17 protein-coding genes are annotated in these 19,297 nt (G+C 68.2%); 6 read left to right on the forward strand and 11 right to left on the reverse strand.

Annotation, left to right across the window (positions count from 1 at the left end; all coding sequences use genetic code 11):
* Window positions 1-47: 47 nt before the first annotated feature.
* The 7 genes from ON39_RS45620 to ON39_RS04720 all read right to left on the reverse strand — a co-directional run bounded on the left by ON39_RS45620 (window position 48) and on the right by ON39_RS04720 (window position 8,301).
* Window positions 48-2,762 carry a hypothetical protein gene (locus ON39_RS45620; RefSeq protein WP_051186306.1) on the reverse strand — a complete coding sequence of 905 codons (2,715 nt, stop codon included), beginning with the start codon at window positions 2,760-2,762 and terminating at the stop codon, window positions 48-50.
* Between the two features lie 222 nt (window positions 2,763-2,984).
* Window positions 2,985-3,728, reverse strand: coding sequence for a CPBP family intramembrane glutamic endopeptidase (locus ON39_RS04695; protein WP_040731359.1), 744 nt, complete (start codon window positions 3,726-3,728; stop codon window positions 2,985-2,987).
* A 208-nt stretch (window positions 3,729-3,936) separates the two neighbouring features.
* Window positions 3,937-4,866 (reverse strand): RluA family pseudouridine synthase, encoded by a 930-nt coding sequence (locus tag ON39_RS04700; protein ID WP_040731360.1) that lies wholly within the window; start codon window positions 4,864-4,866, stop codon window positions 3,937-3,939.
* Window positions 4,867-4,905: 39 nt separating this feature from the next.
* Window positions 4,906-5,484 carry a putative glycolipid-binding domain-containing protein gene (locus tag ON39_RS04705; protein ID WP_040731361.1) on the reverse strand — a complete coding sequence of 193 codons (579 nt, stop codon included), beginning with the start codon at window positions 5,482-5,484 and terminating at the stop codon, window positions 4,906-4,908.
* Between the two features lie 14 nt (window positions 5,485-5,498).
* Complete coding sequence (locus ON39_RS04710) at window positions 5,499-5,951, reverse strand: TIGR03667 family PPOX class F420-dependent oxidoreductase (RefSeq protein ID WP_040731362.1); 453 nt, start codon at window positions 5,949-5,951, stop codon at window positions 5,499-5,501.
* An 81-nt stretch (window positions 5,952-6,032) separates the two neighbouring features.
* A complete protein-coding gene (locus tag ON39_RS04715) occupies window positions 6,033-7,445 on the reverse strand; it encodes an alpha/beta hydrolase (protein WP_040731365.1) in 1,413 nt (470 codons plus the stop codon).
* A 154-nt stretch (window positions 7,446-7,599) separates the two neighbouring features.
* Window positions 7,600-8,301: a siderophore-interacting protein gene (locus tag ON39_RS04720; protein WP_040731369.1), complete on the reverse strand. Its 702-nt coding sequence runs from the start codon at window positions 8,299-8,301 to the stop codon at window positions 7,600-7,602.
* 146 nt (window positions 8,302-8,447) lie between these two features.
* On the opposite strand from ON39_RS04720, the gene ON39_RS04725 reads away from it, so the two are divergent.
* Together ON39_RS04725 and ON39_RS04730 are read left to right on the forward strand one after the other, a co-directional pair.
* Window positions 8,448-9,527 carry an MAB_1171c family putative transporter gene (locus ON39_RS04725; RefSeq protein WP_110293495.1) on the forward strand — a complete coding sequence of 360 codons (1,080 nt, stop codon included), beginning with the start codon at window positions 8,448-8,450 and terminating at the stop codon, window positions 9,525-9,527.
* A 138-nt stretch (window positions 9,528-9,665) separates the two neighbouring features.
* Window positions 9,666-10,760: an MAB_1171c family putative transporter gene (locus ON39_RS04730; protein WP_040731376.1), complete on the forward strand. Its 1,095-nt coding sequence runs from the start codon at window positions 9,666-9,668 to the stop codon at window positions 10,758-10,760.
* Here ON39_RS04730 and ON39_RS04735 read toward each other — a convergent pair.
* Window positions 10,729-12,006 carry a SagB family peptide dehydrogenase gene (locus ON39_RS04735; RefSeq protein ID WP_063713307.1) on the reverse strand — a complete coding sequence of 426 codons (1,278 nt, stop codon included), beginning with the start codon at window positions 12,004-12,006 and terminating at the stop codon, window positions 10,729-10,731. The genes ON39_RS04730 and ON39_RS04735 overlap by 32 nt on opposite strands.
* Window positions 12,007-12,050: 44 nt before the next feature.
* Window positions 12,051-13,028, reverse strand: coding sequence for an ABC transporter substrate-binding protein (locus ON39_RS04740; RefSeq protein ID WP_040731378.1), 978 nt, complete (start codon window positions 13,026-13,028; stop codon window positions 12,051-12,053).
* Between the two features lie 164 nt (window positions 13,029-13,192).
* On the opposite strand from ON39_RS04740, the gene ON39_RS04745 reads away from it, so the two are divergent.
* From ON39_RS04745 to ON39_RS04755, 3 genes are read left to right on the forward strand one after another with little or no spacing between them, the layout of a single operon-like run.
* Window positions 13,193-14,977, forward strand: a complete 1,785-nt coding sequence (locus ON39_RS04745; RefSeq protein ID WP_040731379.1) for an MFS transporter — start codon at window positions 13,193-13,195, stop codon at window positions 14,975-14,977.
* Window positions 14,978-15,031: 54 nt separating this feature from the next.
* A complete protein-coding gene (locus tag ON39_RS04750) occupies window positions 15,032-15,589 on the forward strand; it encodes a hypothetical protein (RefSeq protein WP_110293494.1) in 558 nt (185 codons plus the stop codon).
* Entirely contained in the window at window positions 15,586-15,846 is a 261-nt protein-coding gene (locus tag ON39_RS04755; protein ID WP_040731388.1) for a DUF6545 domain-containing protein, read from the forward strand. The genes ON39_RS04750 and ON39_RS04755 overlap by 4 nt, the downstream gene beginning before the upstream one ends.
* A gap of 22 nt (window positions 15,847-15,868) precedes the next feature.
* Here the strand turns inward: ON39_RS04755 and ON39_RS04760 are convergent, their stop codons facing one another.
* Window positions 15,869-16,318 carry a nuclear transport factor 2 family protein gene (locus ON39_RS04760; protein ID WP_040731389.1) on the reverse strand — a complete coding sequence of 150 codons (450 nt, stop codon included), beginning with the start codon at window positions 16,316-16,318 and terminating at the stop codon, window positions 15,869-15,871.
* 297 nt (window positions 16,319-16,615) lie between these two features.
* Between ON39_RS04760 and ON39_RS04765 the strand changes: the two genes are divergently transcribed.
* Complete coding sequence (locus tag ON39_RS04765) at window positions 16,616-17,302, forward strand: helix-turn-helix transcriptional regulator (RefSeq protein WP_051186307.1); 687 nt, start codon at window positions 16,616-16,618, stop codon at window positions 17,300-17,302.
* Between the two features lie 34 nt (window positions 17,303-17,336).
* Here ON39_RS04765 and ON39_RS04770 read toward each other — a convergent pair whose 3' ends face one another.
* A complete protein-coding gene (locus ON39_RS04770; protein WP_063713308.1) occupies window positions 17,337-19,247 on the reverse strand; it encodes a M13 family metallopeptidase in 1,911 nt (636 codons plus the stop codon).
* Window positions 19,248-19,297: the final 50 nt, after the last annotated feature.

Here is a 19,297-nt window from a genome sequence, read left to right on the forward strand (position 1 = left end):
TGGAGGGCAGCCTTTTTCGTTGTCCGTGTATGAGAGCGGGCTGGTCGTCAGCCGCTGATGGCGAAGGGGCGACGGACCTTGATGCCCGCCTCGACCGCTCGGTCTACGGCGGCGCGGGAGACGCCTACCTCGTTCGCGATACCCGGCGTCAGCCAGGATTCGTCGGCGAGCCGGAAGATCTGCGTGAGCTGCTCGACGGAGAGGTTGGACATCCCGCGGCGGGCGATCTCGTGCGCGAGAACGGTGATTTCGTCGTCCTCATCGATCTGCTCCTCGTCCAGGAGGTCCGATTCCAGCTCCTCCTCGACCTCGACGGGCGGGCGGGCGACGATGCCGGCGGGTTCGGCACGGACGCGAGGCCGCGGCGGCTCCGGGTCCTCCTCCAAGACAAGCTGTTCGACCTCGGCGTCGGGAACGCTCGGCGCCGCCTTTCGCCGGCTCGCGGTGGAGCGGGACGCGGATTCACCCGAGATCGCCTGCGCGACAGTGTCGGCGATGGTTGCTGCGGCCTTCCGTATGGGGTCACCAGGGTGAGGCTCTTCTGGCTCGTCGCCACGAGGGGCGTCCGGGGAGGTGTCCGCGGCGGGCGCTGCGGTGCCGGAGTCGGCGCGTTCGCGCGGAAGCTCGTTCATCGGAAACAGTTGCATGGCATGGCCGTCGCTGACTCCGTGGCCATTGGTCGCCGTCGGGCGTCCGCCATCGACAGCGTGGCCGTTGGTGCGCGGCGTATCGCCGTTGAGGGATGTGCGGCTGTTGACCGGCTGTCCGTTCGCTGCTCGGCCGCCGTCAGAGCCGGTGGTGCCGTTGGTGCCGGCAGGGTTGCTGGACACCGCGTGTCCATCGGTGGCGGTGCCGATCACCTGCTCGTCGGGTGTCGCGTCGCTGTCCGTGACCGCGTATCCGTTGGTGACCGTGCGCCCGTTAGTGACCGGGTGGCCGCTTGTGACCGCGTGCCCATTGGTTGTTGCACGACCGTCGATATCGGCGTGACCGTTGGTCACCGCGTGTCCGTCGGCGCCACCGTTGCCGTTCGTCGCTGCTCGACGGTCGGTTACTGCGTGGCCGTTGGTACCAGCGTGGGCGGAGTAATTGTTCGTGCTCGCGTGCTCATTCGGGGCGGCGTGGCCGTTGGTGACCGGATGCTGGTCGGCGGCATGGCCGTTCGGCTGCCCGTCGGCACCCCCGTGCCCATTGCTGCGCGCGCTGTCCGCAAGGCCGTTGGCTCCCAGGTGGCCGTTGATGGTGTGGCCGTTCGGGGCGGCGTGGCGATTGGTGACTGGATGCTGCGTGCCAGCGGCGCGGCCGTTCGGCTCGTTCTGCCTGTGGGCTCCCGCGTGCCCGTTCGTGACGCCGAGTCCACTGGTCCCCGTGGGCCCCTCGAGGACAGCATGGCCGTTCGTCACGGCGTGCACGTTGGTGGGGAACGAATGACCTTCGTCGGGCGCGGTGAAGTGGGGCGACCGTTGAGTGGGCGTCTCGACGGTGCTCGGTTCGGCCAGTAGCGTGGTGAACACCGAGTCGACCTGGGCCGCAATCCCATTGCTGACCGACCGACCGTTGCTGATCGGCGGAGCGGAGTACGTGTCGCGCGGCTCGACGGGCAGCGGGTGGCCGTTGAGTGCCGAGAACGGAATCACCACAGGGCCATTGGTGCGCTCTGCGGTCGAAGCCCCAGCCCCGTACTGGATGTCGGCCGGAACGTGGACCGCATGTCCGTTGGTCGACGGCCGACTGTGGTCGGTCTCGGCCGAGGGAGGAGTATCGGTCGAGACGGCTTGTACCGTAGCCGCGTTGGCCGCAGGCATAGAAGCAGGCTGCGAGTGATCCGACTCCGCCGACCCGCCATCACCTTCCCCGCGATCGGCGTCCGCGCCGGCCGCCCGGGCGTCGTTCGTATACGGATCACCACCGAGCAACCACCGCCGCTCATCCGGCGCGTCCACGGTCAGCCCCGCGAGCGAATCCCGCTCGCTGACGCGCCGCCGCACGACCGTGGCCGCACGGTCCAGCACCGGCGCCCCATCGATGAGCAACGCGTATCGCGCGGAGACCCAGGCGTGCAACCAGATCACGACCCCGACCATGACGGGCGCGATGGCGTACTCGGCGGCGCGACCGAAGGAACCGGTGGCCAGGTGCGGCCCCGCGTTCAATGCGATGGTGGTGCCCAGCAGCGCGGTCTCGAAGAACACCACCTTGCCGCGCGCGAGTTCGCGCCCCCAGCGGGCGGCGGTGGTCGCGGCGACCATGATGGTGATGATCGGGATCGAGATCATCGCCTCGATGCCGTAGCTCAGCCAGTAGAGCGGGTCGGACATGTCCCCGCTGGGCACCAGGTTGTGCTGCACGTTCACGCCCGCCCACACCATGCCGAGCACGACGACGGCGATCAACGCCCGCGACGACCACTCGGCGCGCCGGTAGAGCTGCGCCAGCCGCGCGTCCTCGCTGGATACCCGCCGCCGCGCGGCCAGCGCCCGCCGGTGCCACCGCTCGTCCGCCTCATCGGCCCGCCGAATGGCGCCGGCGCTGCGCCGTTCTCGCTTCTCGGCGGCCAGTTCCTCCTCGACCGCCCGTCGCCGCTGCTTGCGCCGCTGTGCCCGAACCCACTCCGCGAGTTCGCGTTCCGCCTTGATCTCGCTCTCGGACAACACCTCGAACAGCGCGGAATCGTGCTGCAACGGCAGTTTTCCGCGAGCCGTCTCGACCCGCTGCGCCAACGCGGCGATCTCGGAACTACCGGTGGATTGTTCGTCGCGCATCGCGAGCCTTCCCGGAGCAGATCGTCAGCAGACCTACTTGCTCGAACGTATGTGTGATCGCAATGAGGCTAAACCGGCCACCGGCCGAGGTCAATGCCGACGCTCGAAAACCAGTGCGAATATTCGGTCTTCGCAGGAACGCTCTGCCGCCGGTTCAACGGACGACGGAAATGCGCGACACGCAAGCGGAATTGCCCTGCGACACGCCAATTTTCCGCGCAATCAGCTCAATGTCGTATGCCAAACAATCGCCGCCGCCAGTGCCCCCGCACCGTTGACCGACCAGTGCAGCGCGATAGGCGCGAGCAAACTACCGCTGCGGCGGCGCAGCCACGTGAACACGACGCCCGCCGCCGCGGTCGCGAGCACGGCCAGCAGAATCCCGACGAGCTGACCGGCGAGCCCGCCGCCGACGAACCCGGCGAGCCCGCGATTACTACTGGTCAGCCCGAGCGAGGAGGCGATATGCCACAACCCGAACAGCAGCGACCCCGCCGCGAACACGCCTCGCGCCCCGTACACCCGATCCAGCGTGCCGTGCAGCACGCCGCGGAATGCCAACTCCTCGGGGATCACCGTCTGCAAGGGAATCACGATCATGGAGGCGATCAGCGCGCCGGAGATGGTGGCGTAGCGATCGGCCAGGAAGAACGGCCGGGTGATCGGGAGCGCCGCGCCGATGGCGACCGCCGCGAGGACGACGCCGACCGCCCCGAGCGCGTAGAGCGTCCCGCGCCGCCAGTGTCGCGGCGAGAGGCCGAGCTCATGCCAGTGCAGGCCGCGACGGCGCATCAGCGCTAACAGCACGAGCGCGGCCACCGGCACGGTGACGATGCTCGCCCAGGCGGTGGTGAAGTGCGCGATCAGGTTCGTGCCCGCCAAGACGACGACAACCACGGCGACATCGGCATACGCATGCAATTTGTGTCGGGGCGCGGCGGTTTCCCCTAGGTCCTGTGCGAGCATCCCGCCCAGTGTACGGATGGGCGTGGGAGCCGCCGATCGATTGGTCATCGGTGGTCCAGCTACCCGAATTCGCCCGATCCGCCGGTCTCGATGTGGCCGCGCGCCGGAGGGGTTACGCTCACTAGAACTTGTTTCAGTCGCAGGAGCCGCGCTCGGCGTGGCCTGAGCCACCGCGGCGGGCGCATGGGCCGGTTGACCTCCAGTGCCGTCAGCCGGCCCACCCGGCCGGATCCGTCCACGCCTGCAACTCGCGGGTGGTCTCGAAGCGCCGAGTGTCGTGACTGATCGGATCGGTGAACTCGAGCGACGCGGCGAGCAATTGCAACGGTCGGGTGAAATCGTCGACCGGCTTGTCGGTGAGCACGGGGTAGAAGTCGTCGCCGAGAATCGGAATGCCGAGGCTGTTCATGTGCAGCCGCAGCTGATGGGTCCGCCCGGTCAACGGCCGCAGCCGGTAGCGCCCGAGCCCGTCGCGATGCTCGAGCAGTTCGATCGCGGTCTCGGCATTGGGCTCGCCCTCGACCTCCTGCGCGGCGAGCACGTGCTTCTCCTTCACGATCCGGCTGCGCACCACGCGCGGCAGTGCCAGCGCCGGATCGAACGGCGCGATCGCCTCGTACTCCTTACGGACGGTTCGCTTGTGGAACATGGTCTGATACGCCCCGCGCCGCGCCGGGTCGATGATGAAGAGCACCAGACCCGCCGTCACCCGATCGAGCCGATGCGCCGGAATCAGGTCCGGCAGGTCGAGTTCGCGGCGCAGCCGCACCAGCGCGGTCTCCAGAATGTGCTGGCCGCGCGGGATCGTCGCGAGGAAGTGCGGCTTGTCCACGACGAGCAGATGCGCGTCGCGGTGCACGACGGTGATCTCGAACGGCACCGGCGTCTCGACGGGCAGGTCGCGGTGAAACCACACCGCGCCGCCCGGAACGTACGGCGCGTCCGGCGCGATCGGCCCGGCGAGATCGACGATGCCGCCCTCGCGCAGCAACTCGTCGATGCGGGCCGGATCCACCCGGGGCAGCCGCTCGACCAGATGGTCGCGAATCGTCGCCCACTCGCCGTCCTCCGGCAGCCGCAGCCGCGCCGGGTCGAGGCCGTGCCGCTTGGGCAACGGCGCTTTCTGCCGCCTTCTCATATCGGCATCGACCCTAGTCGGCGGGTGGGGTGCCGCCGGTCAGTGGGCGCGCAGGGCGATGCCGGGGTAGTCGAGGACGAACCCGGACTCGTCGTAGATCAGCGTGCCGGTGAAGTCGAATTGGGGTGCGGTGTAAGCGAACCGCTGGTGCGGGCCGTCGTCGTCGATTCGGTGATACACCTGCTCGAGCCGGGTCACCGTCAGTCCGGCGGCGTGCACGTAGACGGCGGGTGCCTCCGCGGTCGCGTCGAGGTCTAGGCCGAGGCGGTGCACCGGGAACGCGTTGGTCACCGCCGAGGCCTCGAGGTCCACGTCGAGGCAGCCGGCCAGAGCGGTGTCCGGCACGCCGTCGACGGTCCAGTGGCCCGCGCCGTCGGAGTCCAGTTCGACCGTGTGCCAGCCGCCGCGCCGGCGGGTGGCGACCGTGGCGCGTCTGGTGTGCCACTGCGGGTCGAGGATGATCTGGTAGTCCACTGCCCAGACCTGACCGTCCTCCACCGCGGTGGTACAGCCGTCGATCTGCACGCCGGCCTCGCTCACCTTGAAATAGGCGATCTCGAATCCGGTGCGCGCGCCGCGGTGCTGCCACGCGGCCGTGGCGGGTGCCGACTCGAACATGGGTGACACCGAATTCAGAAGCCGCGCAAGCGATCCGGGCGAATCCGGACGGCCGCCGAGTACTCGGCGAAGAATTGTTCGGCGGTCATCTCGATGTCCTTCAGGCCCTGGGTGTATTTCGTTGTGTACGCGGCGATTTCGTCGGCGGACGGGGCGGTGTCGTCGATGCGTGCCGTACCCGTGAAGATTACAACGTCGCCGCCCCACTCGGTGCTGTTGAAGTTCAGCGAGACGCGCGGATTGCGGACGAGGTTGCGCAGCTTGGCCTGATCGGGCTTGCTGAACACCAGGAACTCGTCGTCGCGCCACTGGAACCACACCGGGTTCGGCTGCGGGGTGCCGGTCGGGCCGACGGTGGTCAGCCAGATCACGTGCTCTCGGTTCAGTCGCTCGACGACCTTGGCGCCGAAGGGGCTGCTGGGGTCGACGACGGGCGCGGCGGAGCGGTCGGATGCCGTTGCGGTCATGTGAGGCACAACACCTCGGCGGGCCAGAGGATTCCGCGCTACGAAGTGGTCCGCGCGTCGAGCATCCCTCGGCAGGTTCGTTCAGTGCACCCGCCCGCCGTGAATATCCCGGTGACGGGCGGCCGCGCCATCCGGATCGCCCGGACCCGCGCCGAGCGGCTCCTGCAGGAATGCCGCCAGAATGTCGTTGGTGGCCCGCTGCGTGTGGCGTGGCCCGCGCTCGCCGCCGATGAACTGCGCCACCAGGAATCGGGCCGGATCGGCGAGGAAGCGCGGCGCGTCGGTGAAGCTGTAGTGGTTGGCCTCGGCGATCTCGTAGCGGTAGCCGGGCGCTGTCATCCGATCCAGCAACTCGCCGTTGCCGTTCAGGAACTGATCGGAGTGCCCGGTCTCCGAATGATCGCTCTCTATAAGAAGGAACGGCTTCGACAGCGATCGCTGCGGCAGTGTGCCGTATAGGGTTCCGTCGATATTCGCGGCGGCGCGCAATCGGGGGTCGCCCGCGAGCGCTGCCGCCGCTGCCGCACCGCCGAACGAATGGCCCACCGCGGCAATGTGTTCGGTGTCGAGGTGGCCGGACAAGCGTGGTCCCAGCACGCCGGGCCGTGCTAGTTGATCGACCACGAAGCGCAGATCCGCCGCTCGCACGTCGAGTTGCCCGGCCATATAACGGAATTGGTCCGGATCGTCGTCCAGGAAGCGCTGACGCGGGGTCGCGATGGTCCCGTCGGCGAGTTCGGTCACCGCGGCCTCGTACGGATGGTCGACGGCGAGCACGACGAATCCGCGGCTGGCCAGATCGGCGATCAGCCCGGTGTAGAAACCGCGGGGCGCACCGTATCCGGGCGAGAACAAGACGACGGGCCAGCGTGCGCGTTCCGGACTGACCGGCGCTTCCCGCACGGCATGAGTATCGATGCGGTCGTATCCGTGCATGAGGAATCGGGGCAGCATCGAGACGCTGCTCGGCAGCCGGTCCAGCCCGTCGAGGTACTCGGAGCTCGGGCCGCGCGCGGCAGGGTCGGCCGGATACCACGCCTGCACAACGACATTGCGGCGATCCTCGGCGGAATTCGTTGCCTCCTCGGGCCGATCCGGGTCAACCCACCGAAAAACCTCGGTGCCCACCGTATACGGACCCGTCGGGCGCGGTAGATGCGGGACGGGAACCACCATCCAGGCGAACACCGCGGGCACCACCAACAGCCCGACGCCACCCCGGGCGAGCGCCATCGCCACCCGGCGCGGACGCCCCACCCCCGGCCCACCGGGCCACTTCGCCTGTGCCACAACGAGTCCGCTCGCGGCGGCGATCAGCACGTACGTCGGCACCGACTGCCCGTAGAACCCTTCGAGCAGCCACTGCGCCCCGCATCCCGCGGGCAGCACCGGCAACGCCACGGGTGCCACACGCCGAGCGATCCGCCCGGACGCGATGACCGACACCGCGAACGCGACGCCGCCGAGCGCGAGTAGCGCATCGATGATCGACATGCCTCGCTGACCTCCACTCCGTCACCGGCGCGCGACCGGCCCCGAACCCGACTACCAGCCTGCGCCACGGACCATGGCCCGCGCGTCGACAGATGGTCGCGATCGGGGTCATCCTGCGGGATGAGCGGCTACCCCGCCGGGTAGCGCCTGTGACCTACTTCCAGTAGGCCTGTGACTTGATCGAGGTTTTCGGCAGGCCGTGGGTCGTCTTGAGCGCCTTGACGATCGATCGCGTGGTGTGACCGTCGCAGGCCACCCATGCGAAGGCGTCCTTCGGGCAGTCCAGCGTCTGCGCCTGTTCGCGCATGAGCCTGCCGTCGTCGACGCGCTGCAGCCAGGTCACCTCGTGGTGGGGTTTGTTCCGCACCGGCAGGGTGGTGTCGGACTCGTACTGCCACTCCAGCCACACCCGGGCCGGGGTATCGCCGACGGCGTCGAGCAGCGAGTTGATCGCGGGCAGCGAGGCGGTATCGCCGAATACGACGAACTCGCTCGGCATCGGGTCCGGCAGCTGGAAATCCGAGCCGAGGACCGATACGTCGATCTGCTCCCCGACAACCGCGTTTCGCGCCCACTCGGCGGCCGGCCCGTGGTGAATCGCGAACTCGATCCAGAACCGGTCGCCGGCCGGATCGGGGTCGACCAGCGTGTAGCCACGCTGATGTTCCTTGTCCCCGTTGGGAATCCACAACCGGACCCACTGCGTCGGGTGCACGGGGTGGTCTTTCAGCAGCCCCCCGGCGGAGAAGCCGAGCCGCACGAACTTGTCCGTGACGGCCTCGGTCGACGTGACGGTGAGTCGGTAGTCCTCGGCGCGCCACGCCTTCAGCAACAAGCCTTCGAATCCTCTACCCATGCGAGTAAGGTTAGCCTAAGGATACTTACGTCACCGGTGTGTCCTGCGCCACAGCGACTTTCGGCTGGTCGGGAAGATCGTTGTCGAGAATTCGGTCCCGTAAGATCGCTGCCGCTGTTTTCGTCGCCGGACACGTGGAGGTACCGATGACGCCGCCGGTGCCCAGCTGGATCGCGGCCCCCGTGCTCGGTTTCGCGTTCGTGGTGGCGGTCGCTCGCTGGATCCTGGTGCGCGAGTCGGCGATCAACCGGCTGGTCAACCGCATGCTGAGCTGGCAGGTCGCGGCCGGTGCCGTCTTCGAGGCCGGGCACGGCTCGCAGTTCGCCGACGCGACGTATCGGCTGTTCCTCGGCTGCGGGGTCATCACCGTCGCGTGTGCGTACGGCATCTCCGCGTTGTTCGCCGGCGCCGATCCCGCGACGGCACGGCGTCGGCAGCGCGGCTACGACGCCATTGCCGCGGTCTGCGCCGTGATCGTCATGATCATCGGCCGCCCGGCGGATCCCGCGCAGCCGAGCTTCGAGTGGAAGGTCCCGCTGCTCTGGGCGATCTTCAACATTCCGACGACCATCCTGGCCGTCAACATCATTCGAGCGAGTCTGCGTGATCTCCGGGTGTCGACGGCGACGCTTCGCGAGCGTTTCGTGTTCTCGGCGCTGTTCCTCGTCGCCGTGTACTGCCTCTACTGCGCTGTCTCCGCCGCGGTGCACGTGCTGCGCGGGCAGCCGTCGGACAGCCCGCCCACGACCTGGACGCAGGCGTCCTGCTTCAGCTTCTTCGTGATCAGCGCGCTGCTGGCGCTGCCGGTGGTGAACACCGTGCTGGCCCGCGTCGGCTGGGACCGGACCGGCCGCGACCACCGGAAGTTGTTCCCGCTGTGGCGCGATCTCACCGCCGCGGTCCCCGGCATCGTGCTGGACCAGGGCACCGCTCGGCTCGGTTCGGAGCCCCGGTTGTATCGCAGACTGATTGAGATCCAGGACGCGGTGCAGCATTTGAAGCAGTACATGCCGCCCGGCGATCAGCGGTCCGTCGACGGCTACGCGGTCCGGCTCGCGCAGGCCGCGGAGAACAAGCTGCGCGGCTGTGCGCCCGTGGTCGCCGCGCAGGAACGCGGCGAGCCCGTCGTCCGGGACCGGGCCGCCGAGCTCGACGATCTGCTCCGGCTCGCCCGGGCCTGGCCTGCGGCCCGCGCCGCGGCCTCGGCTGGGGCCCTCGCGCGCTGATTCGAGCCCGCATCGGCGAGGTCGAGGCGGTGGATCGATACCGTAAGATCGGCCACCGCCGATCATTCGACCGTGTCTGGAGGTACCGATGCCCCCGCAGGTGCCGACCGACATCGCGGCCGCGGATCGATCGCGCCGATGACGACGCCCGCGCCGATGTGGCTCGACCTCGCGGCGACCGCGGTGCTGTGCGTGGTCACGCTGACCAGATGGGTGCTGGTCGACTCGACGCCGACCTCCCGGCTGGTCAATCGCGCGGCCTCGTGGGTGGCGGCGGGGGCGGTCGCGCAGCACGCCGTGCTCGCCGCCGGGCACGAAGCGCTGGGCGTTCGGTTGTTCCTGTTCTGCTCGGTGCTGTCGATCGCCGATATCTACGGGCTGGCAAGGCTTTTCGCGGGTGCGGATCCGGCGGGCACTTGGGACCGGCAGCGCCGCTACGACATCGCGGCTGCGCCGGCGGGGCTGGTCGCGGTGCTCGCCGGGCCGCCGGAAGGCGCTGGGGGAGCGGGCTTCTGGGTGCGGGCGGTGATCAGTTGGTCGGTGTTCAACGGTCCGCTCTTGGTGGCCGGGCTGCACATCACGCGGGCCTGCCTGCGTGATATCCGAGTGGAAACCTCGCTGCTGAAGCAGGTTCCGTACCTCGGCTTGCTCATGTTGACGACGGGCTGGTACCTCGGCGCGGGTCTGACCGTGTGGCAGGCATTCGACGGCAAGCCGCCCGGCGCGATCTCGGTCAGGTGGAGTTTGGTGTCGTGCCTGTTCTGTGTGCTGGTCGCGTGCATCATCGCGGTACCGCTGGTCAATGTGCTGATGGCGCGCGCGGGGTTGGACCGGACCGGACGACAGCTGCGCCGGCTGGAGCCGCTGTGGCGCGATCTCACCACGGCCGTCCCCGAGGTCGTGCTGCCCGCGGGCGTCGGCCGCGGACGCGATCCCGAGTCACGCCTCTACCGGATGACCGTGGAGATCAGAGACGCGCTGTTGCAACTGCGACCACATCTGTCCGACGACCACCGGCCCGGGGCGTCCGTCGAGCTCTACGCGACGCAGATCGCCCGGGCGGCGCGCGCCAGGGCGGCCGGGGTCGCTCCCGTCGGCGCGCCGCCGCCGCGCTTTCACCAGACGTCGGCGCGGGACATGACCTCCGAACTCGGGCACCTGCTCGACCTGGCGCGCCACTGGCCGAAGGCCCGCGCGCTGGTCAGCGGTCGCGCGCGGGCGAGCCGACGATGACGGCGCCGACGGCGCATTCGGTCAGCTCGTCCACGCCCGTCGCCGCGGCGAAGGCGGCGGTATCGATGCGGCCCTGGGCGTGGGCGCCGAGTCCCATCGCGGTCGCGGTCAGGCAGACGGTGTGCGTGACGGCGCCGACGTGCTGCAAGATGCCGGCGTAGTCCGTCGGCTCGGTCCGCGGCCGCGCGGAGAGCACGAGCGCCAGCTGAGGTTCGCCGCCTGCACGGCTCGCCGAGGTGCGCAGAAGCCCTTGCACCGCAAGCGAATTCAGCCCCGCTATCGGGCGCAGCGCATGGTCGGACGAGTCGTAGTGGTACATGCCCGGCGTAAGCCCCTCGACGTGCCGCACGATCGGATAGAACTCGAGCTCGTGCGCGCCGCCGTCGGCCAGTTTTCTACCCGAGACGAATTCCGCACTGGCACTTCGGGAACGAGCCGCCCGGTACAGCAGCTCTGCCAGTTGGTCCTGGCTGATCGGGGTAGCGCCGTCGAAGGTGGAGACCCGATCCGTCGCGTCGGTGGTGCGCAGGGCGGCGAGGTCGAGGGCCGGGAGCGGCACCGGTTCGCCGGGGTAGCTCGACGACTGCCGGTCGAAACGATCCGAGGCGGGCCCGCTGCGGGTGCTGCGGCGATGGAACCACAGGTCGGCCGCGTGCCAGTCGCGGCCCGCGAGGTTCTGTTCCTCCTCGTCCGGGTCCGTGACGAGAAACCCGCACCAGTGCAGATCGGCCGCGAACTGCGACTTCATCGAGGCAGGCAACGGCGACTCGGCCGCGCCGAAGCCGTCGAGCAGCGAGAGCAGCCTCGGATCGTGGATGCGCACCTCGCACCACGACAGCGGGTGCTCGAGCACGAAGCCGTCCGAGTCCCGGTGCAGCACCGCGAATTTCGACAGCGTAGCCCGCCACGGCAGCCTGGTGGCCGGGCGTGCGGGCGGCTGCCCGAAGGGCCGGATGCTGTAGAGATTGCGGCCGCCGTCGCGCACGGTCACCGACAGCCAGCCGCCGTCGGTCAGCCGCTCCATCAACCCGGCCACCTCACCGCCGCCGCCTCCGTCGGACAGCTGCGACACCGTCGCAGGGCCCTCGTTCAGCGTCCGCAGCGCCTGTAGCAGGCCGCTGCCGAGTCCGGAGAGCTGCTCGTTGCGCGCCGGATCGAGCAGCAGTGCGCCCGCGGGCGTGGTCAGGCAGGTGACGCCCTCCCGCAGCGCGTACCTCGTCTGGTCTGGATATGTGACGGCGGACAAACCGCTGACCTCCGCTGATCGATCCGATGTGGTTGTGGTGCAGGCTATTTCGCCGCGGCGGCGAAGGCCGGCGCCAACTTGTCGAGAATGTAGGGCAGCGACAGCGGGGTCGGGGCGTTGATCGCGCTGATCTCCTGGGTGGTGAGGAACGCCACCGAGCCCTTGCGCACCGCGAGCAGATCGCCGTAACCGGGCAGCTGGCGGTACTTCTCGTCCATACCGGGGGAGTAGCCGGCGAGCAGCAGGTCCGCGGTCAGCTTGTCCACCCGCTCCGGCGAGAGCGCGACTCGGCCCTGGCTGGCGGGCAGGTCGGTGAGCTGCTTCGGAATCCCCATGCCCAGCTCGGTGAACAGCCTGGCGGAGCCGTCGCCGGAATCGGTGACCACCATCAGCTGCGTGGCGCTCGCCAGCCAGGTGGTCGCGAAGGTCTTGCCCTTCAGCCCCGGGTTGGCGTGGCCGATCGCCTCGATCTTCTGGTCGACGTCGGCGATGACCTTCGCGGCGGCGTCCTGCTTGTGCAGCACCTTGCCCAGCGTGGTGACCTGATCCTGCCAGGGCGCCACCACGTCTTTGCTGAGCGCGGGCAGGGTCGGGGCCACCTTGGACAGCTCGTCGTAGGTCTTCTGGTCGGCGATGAACGGATCGGCGAGGATGAGGTCCGGCTCCAGCGCCGCCACCTGCTCGGCGATGTTGCCGGTCTGGTTCAGCGCCTTTCCGCCGTCGAGCGTCTTCGGCTCCCACGGCGGCGTGCTCTTGGACAGCGTCGCGACGTTGTCGACGTACCCGACCGGCGTCACGCCGAGCGCCAGTGTGGTGTCGAGCCACTGATTGCCGAGGGTGACGATCTTCTTGGGGATGCCGGGCACTGTGGTCGAGCCGCGCGCGTGCGTGATGGTGATCGGCTCGCCCCCGGAGTCCGCGTCGTCGCTCGACGAACCGCAGGCGGCCAGGCCGAGCGTCAGCGCCGCCGCGACGGCCAGCACCGTGGCTCTCGCCCAGCGCGATGTGCGATCAGACTCCATCAGGTGGGCCCCTTTCGAGGACGTGCTTCGCCGGTAGGTCCGGAGACCGCCGATAAAATTCAGCTAAGGCTAACCTATGTCTCCCTCTTGATGGCAGGGCCTCATTTATGATTAGATCGGCTAACTATATAGTTTGCGGAGATAATCATTCGCGAGGGGCTGCCGTGACGATTCCATCCACCGATCTCGATCTTGGCGAGGTCAGCACCATCCGCCGCAGGCTGCGGTACGACCGCGATCACCCGCACTACAAGTGGATCGTGCTGACCAACACCACGCTCGGCGTGCTGCTCACCGCGATCAACTCCTCCATCGTGCTGATCTCGCTGCCCGCGATCTTCCGCGGTGTCGGACTGAACCCGCTCGACGCGGGCAACGTCGGCTACCTGCTGTGGATGCTGATGGGCTACCTGCTCGCCACGGCGGTGCTCGTCGTGATGTTCGGCAGGCTCGGCGACCTCTTCGGCCGAGTTCGCGTGTACAACTTGGGTTTCGCGGCCTTCGCGTTCTGCGCGCTCGCGCTGTCCTTCGACCCGTTCCACGGCGGGGCGGGCGCCATGTGGATCATCGTCTGGCGCGTGCTGCAGGGCGTCGGCGGCGCGATGCTGACCGCGAACTCCGCCGCGATCCTCACCGACGCTTTCCCTGCCAAGCAGCGCGGGACCGCGCTCGGCATCAACATGGTCGCGGCGGTCGCGGGATCCTTCCTCGGCCTGCTCATCGGCGGCGTGCTGTCGGAGTGGGATTGGCGTGCGGTGTTCTGGGTGAGCGTTCCGATCGGCGTCCTCGGCGCGTTCTGGTCGTACCGTTCGCTGCACGAGGTGGGCATCAGGTCGGCGGGCAAGGTCGACTGGGCCGGCACGATCACCTTCGGCCTCGGGCTCACCGCGCTGCTCACCGGCATCACCTACGGCATTCAGCCCTACGGCGGCCACGCCACCGGCTGGTCGAGCCCGTGGGTGCTCGGGTCGGTGATCGGCGGCATCGCGCTGCTCGGCGTGTTCTGCGTGGTGGAGAACCGGGTCGCGGACCCGATGTTCCATCTGGCGCTGTTCCGCAACCGCGCATTCGGGCTCGGCAACTTCAGCAACCTCATGGTCTCCATCGGCCGCGGCGGCATGCAGTTCATGCTGATCATCTGGCTGCAGGGCATCTGGCTTCCATTGCACGGCTACAGTTTCGAGTCCACGCCGCTGTGGGCGGGCATCTACCTGCTGCCGCTCACCGTGGGATTCCTTGCGGCGGGGCCCATTTCGGGCTGGCTGTCGGATCGCTACGGTTCGCGCCTGTTCACCACCGGCGGCGCGTTGGTCGCCGGGCTCACATTTCTGCTGCTGCTGATCATTCCCGTCGACTTCAACTACTGGGTGTTCGCGGCGATCGTCCTGCTCAACGGTATCGGCAGCGGACTGTTCTTCTCGCCCAACACCGCGGCCATCATGTCCAGCGTCCCCGCCGCCCAGCGCGGCGCGGCCTCCGGCATGCGCGGCACGCTGTTCAACGGCGGCAACGCGCTGTCCATGGGAATCTTCTTCTCCCTCATGGTCGTCGGCCTCGCCGCCAGCCTGCCCTCGGCGCTGGACGCCGGGCTGCGCGCCCAGGGGGTCTCCGCGGGCGCCGCCGCCGACGTGGCCAACCTGCCGCCGGTGGCGAGCATGTTCGCGGCGTTCCTCGGCTACAACCCGATCCAGGAATTGCTCGGCCCCACCGGCGAATTGGCCAAGCCGGGCGTGCACGCCGATACCCTCACCGGCCAGGAGTTCTTCCCCCACCTGCTCACCGGCCCGTTCCACACCGGTCTCGTCGTCGTGTTCGTCTCCGCCGCGATCATGATGTTCCTGGCCGCCGCGGCCTCCTTCTTCGCCGGCGACAAATACGTGCACGACGAGCAGGCCGAACTCGCCGAGGCCGCCGAACTCGCGCACACCGGACCCGTTCCCGCGCGCTGACCGACCGGGCTGACGCCGAGCGACCAAGGGCGGCGGCATTTATTCTCGACGACGATGAACTCCGCGCCACCCTTGCTGACCGGCCTCGTCGTGCTCTTCGCCAGTCTCGTCGTCGGTGGCCGATGGTTGCTCGTCAACGAGACGAGCACCGACCATCTGATAAACCGAGCGTTGAGCTGGGATATCGGGTCGGTCATCGGGTACGCGGCCGCCGCGAGCCTCGGCCACCCGGATCTCGGGCAGCGGGTGTTCCTCGCGATAGGCGCACTGTCGCTGTCCAATTCGTTCGGGTTCGCCGCGCTGCTGGGCGGCGCCGATCCGCGGTCGGTGCGCGGCCGGCAGCGCCGGTACGACGCGTTCGCCGCGTCCTTCGGCGGCGCCGTACTGATCTGTGCCGCGGCCGAGGAGATCGGTCTGCCACTGCATCGCTTCGTGGACTGGGAGCGGATGGCCTGGGTGGTGGTCTATGTGTTCCTCGCGTGGACCGGGCTGCTGCTCGTCCGTGCCTGCGTTCGTGAACTGCGTTGGGCCGCAACGACGATGCGGCCCGGGTGGTCCTGCACTCGCGGGACTCCGCGCGCGCCGGATCCGCCTCCCGTCTGTACCGCATGACCGTCGAGATCGGCGACGCGCTACTACATCTGCGGCAATTCGCTCCCGACACCGTGTCGTCCCGGGCCGAAACCATCGGCGACTACGCCCTGCGCATCGCTCAGGCCGCCGAGCTGAAGCGGCGGGGCATCCCGGCGCCAGGCCGAACAGAGCACTCACACAGCGTGATTCGTCCGCCCGCCGAAGATCGCACGGCCGAGCTGAGGAACTTGCTCGCGTTGTCGCGTGTCTGGCCGCCTGCCCAGGCCGCGGTGTGAGTACGGAAGGCGTTGCGGACGGCTAAGTTTGGTGGACCGGTGCCGGGCCGCACGCCGCGGCGATGGCCGCGGTGTCCCAATAGAACGGGTGTACCTCGGAGATTCGGTCGTCCGTGATCGTAATCGTCTGCAGGATGGGGAAAGTCAGCTCGTTGCCGGTCGCGCGGGAGCGGGCGTGGACGCGGGTGTGCACGACGGCGGTCTCGCCGGTCGCCAGAAAACGCTGCTCCAAAAGGTCGAAGGCCGACCAGGTGCGGGCCATCGCGAGGAAGAACTGTTCCATGCCATCGTGACCGTGCCAGGTGCCGCCGTAGGGCAGGCCGGCCGCCTGGTGCAGCACCACGTCGGGCGCGAAGAAGGGTGCGAGCAGGTCGAACGAGGCGCTGCCCGGCCCACCCGCCGCCAGGTATTCGCCCTCGGCCGCGTACATCCCGGTCAGCACGGCCATCGAATCGGTGGTTGATCGCGTCATGCGCTCAGTCTGCCCAGGACGCCCCGGCTCGGACCGGCGCTTATCGGACGTCGCGATCCACACGTCCGCGACGAAGCTGAGCGGCGTAAGAAAACTTCGCAACGCAGGGAACCGATCGGCATGTCATTGCGTCAGAAGAGGTATAGGCCAGAGCTCGGGGCCTCGAGAGCCGCTCACGCGTCTCCCGAGATACCCGGTCTCGCGTCATATCGATTGGTAGCGGATAAGGATCCGCTGGGAGGGGGCTCCATGGGAACCAATGTCGCTGTTGCCGAGGACCTCGTGCGAGGGGAACGCATGCATGTCAACCGAGGCGCCGACGAATCGAAGCTGTGGGTACACGCGGGCCTGCGCAAGAATTTCGACGCCATCCGCCCGAGGCTGTCGGGGATCGTGCCGAACGCCGACGCCGTCGAGTTCATCGACTACGACGAGATCAACACCCGGGTCGGCCGCGCCGACGGCCCGGTCATGCTTCCGGTCAACACCGAGTACCAGGCCGACGAGCTGCGCTTCATCCGCGCACACCACCCCACCGTCTTCCTCGTCGCGGTCACCCACGACCTGACCGGGCACTCCACCTACTACGCCATGCGGGCGGGCGCGAATTTCGTCATCAACCTGGCGATACCGTGCGATCGGGCAACGGATCTCGGCGCCGCCGACCTTCGACTACGGGCAACGGCCCACGAGCGACCGACCGCCGACACATCGGCAGGCCCGGAATCCGACGCCACCCCGAACCGCGGCAGCGTCCGATACCTCACCCAGCGAAGCAGACCTCCGGTCGCCCCCGCCGAACTCGACCAAGCCGACAAGCAATTGATCCAGATGCTACGAACCTCGCTGACGGTGGCCGACATCGCGCGACGAAGCTACATGTCCGAACGCTCCATGTACCGCCGCATCAGAAAGCTGTACAACGCCCTCGGCGTCACCGGCCGCACCGAACTCATCCAGGCAGTGGATCGACTAGAAGCATAGGCCTCTCGATCGTGCACATGAACGCGGATGCGGGTCAGAGCCGCACCCGCATATCGGCGGGCAGGAACATCTTGTCGTCCTCTTCGACGTCGAAGGCCGCATGGAACTCATCGATGTTGCGCACCACTTGGTTGCATCGAAACTCGTTGGGCGCATGCGGGTCTGCGGCCAACTGACGGATCTGCTGTTCGGGTCGAAGCTTCGCGCGTCTGGCCCGGGCGTACGCCAGGAAGACTGGGGCGTAGTCCGGGTTCTCGTTGCCTTCGGCACGGCGAAATGCCGCCAGCGCCATCGTGAGGCCGCGGAGATCGGCGAGGTTCTCGCCGACGGTCAGCGCGCCGTCGACATGGTTTTCCGGCGCGAGTCCGCTCGGTACCAGCGAGTCGTATTGCGCGATCAGAGCTCTGGTGCGCTGGTCGAACGCACTGCGGTCCGCAGGCGTCCACCAATCGCGCAGGTTGCCCTCACCGTCGAACCTCGATCCCTGATCGTCGAAGCCGTGGCCGATCTCGTGCCCGATCGTCGCGCCGATACCGCCGAAGTTCACCGCGGGCTCCGCATCGGGATCGAAATACGGTGGTTGAAGAATGCCCGCGGGGATCAGGATCGCATTGTTGTTCCAGTCGTAGGAGGCGTTCACCTCCTGCGGTGCCATGTTCCACTCGTACCGGTCCACCGGAGTACCGAGTTTGCCGAACATTCGTTTCCACTCGTGTCGCATCGTTGCTCGGATATTGGCGATGCGTTGCCCTTTGACGATGGTCAGCTCGGTGTAGTCCCGCCAGGTATCGGGATACCCCGTCTTGACGGTGAGTTTCTCCAGCTTGGCCAAAGCAGCGTCGCGGGTGGCCTGCGACATCCAGCCGCTCTGCTCGAAACTCTCTCGATAGGCCGCCAGGATGTTCGCCACCAGCTCATCCGCACTCGCCTTGGACTCCGGCGGAAAGTGCTGTGCCACGTACAGTTTGCCCAGCATCTGGTCCAGATACGTGGTGACCGAATCCATCGCCGCCTTCTCGATCGGCAGCCGCTGCGCCTGACCGCCGCGGGTCCGTTCGAAGAACTCGAAACTCGCGTCGGAGAACTCCCGACCCAATTGCGCGGCGAACTCCCGGACGACCCCCAGACGCAGGTATTCGCGCCACTCCGCGATATCGACCTCCGACCACAGGCGCGCCGCGGCGACCACATAGGACGGCTGCGCGAGCACGATCGTGTCGAAGAGGGCCGGTTTGTCCGAGTAAGCGCCGAGCCAGGCGTCCCACTCGAATCCTGGTGCCATATCGAGGAGTTCATGCCAGCGCCGGGGGTTGTAGGTGGCAGACGCGTCGCGATTGCGCACCTCGTCCCAGTGCGCCGCGGCGATGCGGTGCTCCAGTTCGAAAACCCGTCCTGCCATGCCCGCCGGCTCGGTGAACCCGGCCGTGCGCGCGATCCGCTCGAGAAAACCTCGATAGGCGGTCCGCTGGTCGGCCATGGCGGGGGATTGGAAGAACGAGGCCTTGAACCGCAATCCGGCCTGGCCGAGTTGCGGACGGTACGTGGCCGAGTCCTTCCCGTCGGGGAACACCACCATGGCGAACAGGCTGCACGCGGCAAGCGCGTTGTTGTGCGGCAGTTCCAGCGCGATCGATCCCATCACACGCGCCAGATCCCCCTTGGTCACGGCTCCGTCTATACGCTGGAGGAGGTCCGCGATGGGTGCGATGCCGAGCCGGTCCGCGGCGCTCTCGTCCAGGCAGGCGTCGTAGAAGTCGCGGATCCGCTGCTCGTCGGATCCGGGTGCCGGGTCGTGGATCGCCTCGATGATCGTCCTGAGCTGGTCCTGGACGCGGTCGGTGACCTCGAAGCCGGTGCCGTAGGCGGTCTTGTCCGGCGGCAATTGGTAGTCGCGCAACCACTTGCCGTTGGTATGCCGATAGAGATCATCTTGCGGGCGGATCATCGTGTCTGCATCCCTCAGATCTGGTCCGGAACCGACATGTGGTCCCTCGT

The organism is Nocardia tenerifensis NBRC 101015 (genome assembly GCF_000308715.1).
In the GTDB taxonomy this organism is placed as follows: Bacteria; Actinomycetota; Actinomycetes; order Mycobacteriales; family Mycobacteriaceae; genus Nocardia; species Nocardia tenerifensis.

What these genes read in the sequence shown, in the direction of transcription:
- ON39_RS45620 (WP_051186306.1), bottom strand. Translation starts at nt 2,762, where the DNA reads ATGCGCGACGAACAATCCACCGGTAGTTCCGAGATCGCCGCGTTGGCG.
- ON39_RS04695 (WP_040731359.1), bottom strand. Translation starts at nt 3,728, where the DNA reads ATGCTCGCACAGGACCTAGGGGAAACCGCCGCGCCCCGACACAAATTG.
- ON39_RS04700 (WP_040731360.1), bottom strand. Translation starts at nt 4,866, where the DNA reads ATGAGAAGGCGGCAGAAAGCGCCGTTGCCCAAGCGGCACGGCCTCGAC.
- ON39_RS04705 (WP_040731361.1), bottom strand. Translation starts at nt 5,484, where the DNA reads ATGTTCGAGTCGGCACCCGCCACGGCCGCGTGGCAGCACCGCGGCGCG.
- ON39_RS04710 (WP_040731362.1), bottom strand. Translation starts at nt 5,951, where the DNA reads ATGACCGCAACGGCATCCGACCGCTCCGCCGCGCCCGTCGTCGACCCC.
- ON39_RS04715 (WP_040731365.1), bottom strand. Translation starts at nt 7,445, where the DNA reads ATGTCGATCATCGATGCGCTACTCGCGCTCGGCGGCGTCGCGTTCGCG.
- ON39_RS04720 (WP_040731369.1), bottom strand. Translation starts at nt 8,301, where the DNA reads ATGGGTAGAGGATTCGAAGGCTTGTTGCTGAAGGCGTGGCGCGCCGAG.
- ON39_RS04725 (WP_110293495.1), top strand. Translation starts at nt 8,448, where the DNA reads ATGACGCCGCCGGTGCCCAGCTGGATCGCGGCCCCCGTGCTCGGTTTC.
- ON39_RS04730 (WP_040731376.1), top strand. Translation starts at nt 9,666, where the DNA reads ATGACGACGCCCGCGCCGATGTGGCTCGACCTCGCGGCGACCGCGGTG.
- ON39_RS04740 (WP_040731378.1), bottom strand. Translation starts at nt 13,028, where the DNA reads ATGGAGTCTGATCGCACATCGCGCTGGGCGAGAGCCACGGTGCTGGCC.
- ON39_RS04750 (WP_110293494.1), top strand. Translation starts at nt 15,032, where the DNA reads ATGAACTCCGCGCCACCCTTGCTGACCGGCCTCGTCGTGCTCTTCGCC.
- ON39_RS04755 (WP_040731388.1), top strand. Translation starts at nt 15,586, where the DNA reads ATGACCGTCGAGATCGGCGACGCGCTACTACATCTGCGGCAATTCGCT.
- ON39_RS04760 (WP_040731389.1), bottom strand. Translation starts at nt 16,318, where the DNA reads ATGACGCGATCAACCACCGATTCGATGGCCGTGCTGACCGGGATGTAC.
- ON39_RS04765 (WP_051186307.1), top strand. Translation starts at nt 16,616, where the DNA reads ATGCATGTCAACCGAGGCGCCGACGAATCGAAGCTGTGGGTACACGCG.
- ON39_RS04770 (WP_063713308.1), bottom strand. Translation starts at nt 19,247, where the DNA reads ATGATCCGCCCGCAAGATGATCTCTATCGGCATACCAACGGCAAGTGG.